Raw genomic sequence first — 3,232 nt, 5'->3', positions numbered from 1 at the left:
GTGCCTGCCCCACCAACGCCGCAGCCCCCTGTGCCTGCTCCACCAACGCCACAGCCACCTGTGCCTGCTCCACCAACGCCCGAGCCCCCTGTGCCAACGCCCCCAGCTCCAGCACCTACACCACCGGCTCCGCCTGCACCAAAGCCACCGAAGGATAGGGTGCTTACCATGGTTGGTCAATGGGCACAAACTTGGTCAACAAATGACTATGAGATTGGGAAGGATGAGTGGAAGCCCACCCCAGAAAAGGCAAAGTATTCCTACATATTTAGAGCGGATGGCAACTGGGAGGTCACAGTTGAGGTTGAAGGCATTGGCTCTTCTAGGTCATCTGGTACTTACCAGTTTGACGGAAAGAAGCTCACTATTATGAATGGTGGTACTGTTGGAATAAAGGGGACATTTGAAGTGGAGCCCCTTTGGGATAACGATAACGAACTACTGGAAATCAAACTCAAAGGGATTGATAGTAAAATAGGTTACATCTTTTTGAAGCTGTAATACCTTAGTGTGTAACACTCTCTTTATATTTGGGAGTATTCAAGAATAATCCACTAGTGGTTGTGTGTTTGATGGTTAAATGTGATGAACGAGCACCCTCGGGTGCTCGTTTCTCTTATATCAACGCAATTAAACCCTCTGATGCGTCACCCCCTCCATATTCAATGGCCTAAGATTCACCCAATAGCAATATTTTTTGTACCTTTGTGGCGGAATGGTTGATGAGGGGACTCTGACAAGCAGTCTTCTCATCTTTGCGTATATCTAGTTTTATGATAGAGATAAGAGACATAGAGACATTGGTGGCTTCATTTATTGCTGAGCATGAAGGGTTTTTCCTCGTAAAGGCAGAGGTGAAAGGAGCAAATCGTATCGAGGTGGAGGTGGACCACGATAGCGAGCCAGTAGATATCGACACCATTGTAGCACTTACCAAGCACATTGAGGCAGGACTGGATAGAGAGAAGGAAGACTTTGAGCTCGAAGTCTCTAGTGCAGGCCTTACCACTCCACTTGTGGGTGTGCGACGTTACCGGAAGTTTATTGGTAAGGAACTGGAGGTGCTACTTAAGAAGGGAGTGAAGGAAAAGGGCGTTTTGGTCAGTGCCGATGAGGAGGGCTTTGTGCTCGAGGTGATCCGGATGGAGAAGCCCGAGGGAGCGCGGCGGAAGCAACAGGTGGTACATCAACTGCCCTTGAAGTATGAGGAGGTAAAGCAAGCCACCTATTTACTAAAAGTATAAATAAGAGAGATGTGAGCGGTAGGAGAGCTAAGATGCATTGGCTCGGTGATTATCCCAACACAGCACGATACATATTAATATACAATGGCGAAGAAAAAGGAACCAACGATGATGGAGGCCCTTACCGAATATATGGGCCTAAAGAATATTGACGAGGATACAATGGTCAAGGTGATGGAGGAGTCTTTGCGTAATGTGATCGCAAAGATGTTCGGCACCGACCACAACTTCGATATCATCGTCAATCCTCTTCAGGGGGATCTAGAGATTTGGCGTCGCCGCATTGTGGTGCCAGATGGTGAGGTGGAGAATGAGATGCAACAGGTCTCTATCAGCGAGATTCGTGCTCTAGGGGAGGATGATATGGAGCTAGGTGAGGAGTATGTGGACGAGGTGAAGTTTGCCAAGTTCGGCCGCCGTGCCATCCTCAATCTCAAGCAGTCACTCTCTAGTAAGGTGATGGAGCTGGAAAAGGATACCCTTTACGCCAATTATAGCAAGCGGGTGGGAGAGCTGATCAATGCCGAGATTTACCAAGTTTGGAAAAAGGAGGTGCTCCTTATGGATGATGAGGAGAATGAACTGATCCTGCCTAAGTCTCTTGCCATTCCACGTGATCGCTTCAAGAAGGGCGATCGTATCTGTGCTATCATTGATAAGGTGGAGTACAATAATAACAACCCTAAGATCATCCTGAGCCGTGTATCCGACCTATTTATGAAGCGCTTATTCGAGCGTGAGGTGCCGGAGGTGCAGGATGGGCTAGTAACCATCAAGGCAGTAGCACGTATCCCTGGCGAAAAGGCCAAGGTGGCTGTGGAGAGCTACGATGAGCGTATCGATCCAGTAGGTGCTGTGGTGGGTGTGCGCGGAAGTCGTATCCAAGGAGTAGTTGGGGAGCTTTGTAACGAGAGCATCGACGTGGTACAGTACACCAGTAATCCAGTGCTATTTGTACAGAGAGCACTCGCTCCAGCAAAGAATATGGAAGTGCACCTCAATGAGGAGTCAAAGCGTGCCGACGTATATCTCGATAAGGATCAAATCTCAGAGGCCATCGGTAAGGGCGGTAAGAATATCAAGCTAGCCGGAATGCTCACTGGTTATGAAATAGATATTTACCGTGACGAGACTCAGACAACCGACCTATCTGACCTTTATCTCACTGAGTTTGATGATGTGATAGATGATTGGGTCATTGATACCTTCAAGGGCATCGGTTGTGATACAGCTAAGTCGGTGCTTCGCCATACCAAGGAAGAGCTGGTACGTGCCACTGACCTGGAGGAGAGTACGATAGAGTATGTGATGCAGGTGCTCATGACGGAGTTTGACGATCATGAGTTGCCTAAGGATCAATATGGACACCTCCCAGATCGGGATCCACGATACTATGCACCTTACGACGAGGAGAGTACAGAGAGTGTTACGGAAGAGCCAGTAGCTACTGAGGAAGAGGAGGAGAAGTAATATAGAGCTTAAGGAGGAAAGGAGAATATGCCCAGCATAAAAGTAAATAGTATAGCTAAGAAGCTAGGAGTCGGATTTAAGACCATCGTTGAGTACCTCAACGAGAAAGATGACTCAAAGCGGTACAATGTCAATAGCAAACTGACCACAGACCAATTGAGGGATGTGGTAAATGAGTATGGAAATGAACTTCCAAAGGAGGAACGCACCAAACTACTTGAAAGCTATACTGAGGACTCTGCACCTACGTCGGACGCAAAGGAAAAAACTGCATCCGAAAAGGAGGTGAAGGAAAAGGAGAACCCCAAGCAGGAAAAAGCTCAGCAAAAAGAGACTGAGAAGGGACCTAAGGTGCTGGGAAAGGTGGAGCTTGATAAGAATAACGAGGTGGTGAGACCAACTCCTAAGAAGGAGGCTTCCAAGGCTGAGGCTCCTAAGAAGGAGGCTCCTAAGGCCGAAACTCCCAAGAAGGAGGCTCCTAAGGCTGAGGCTCCTAAGAAGGAAGCTCCCAAGGCTGA

General features: G+C 48.2%; 3 protein-coding genes and 1 pseudogene. All 4 read left to right on the top strand.

The window, feature by feature from the left end; all coding sequences use genetic code 11:
* The first annotated feature begins 168 nt into the window (after positions 1–168).
* Positions 169–501 (top strand): hypothetical protein, encoded by a 333-nt coding sequence (locus tag A3GK_RS0110010; protein WP_018029310.1) that lies wholly within the window; start codon positions 169–171, stop codon positions 499–501.
* Positions 502–773: 272 nt separating this feature from the next.
* Positions 774–1,244: a ribosome assembly cofactor RimP gene (rimP, locus tag A3GK_RS0110005; RefSeq protein WP_018029309.1), complete on the top strand. Its 471-nt coding sequence runs from the start codon at positions 774–776 to the stop codon at positions 1,242–1,244.
* Between the two features lie 84 nt (positions 1,245–1,328).
* Entirely contained in the window at positions 1,329–2,714 is a 1,386-nt protein-coding gene (gene nusA / locus A3GK_RS0110000; protein ID WP_018029308.1) for a transcription termination factor NusA, read from the top strand.
* Positions 2,715–2,741: 27 nt separating this feature from the next.
* A pseudogene (locus A3GK_RS10870) lies at positions 2,742–3,232 on the top strand (translation initiation factor IF-2); the annotation flags it as partial.

This window comes from Porphyromonas somerae DSM 23386 (assembly GCF_000372405.1).
Taxonomy (GTDB): domain Bacteria; phylum Bacteroidota; class Bacteroidia; order Bacteroidales; family Porphyromonadaceae; genus Porphyromonas_A; species Porphyromonas_A somerae.
Note: the sequence above shows the minus strand (reverse complement) of the source record. Positions and strands in the feature narration are given on the sequence as shown.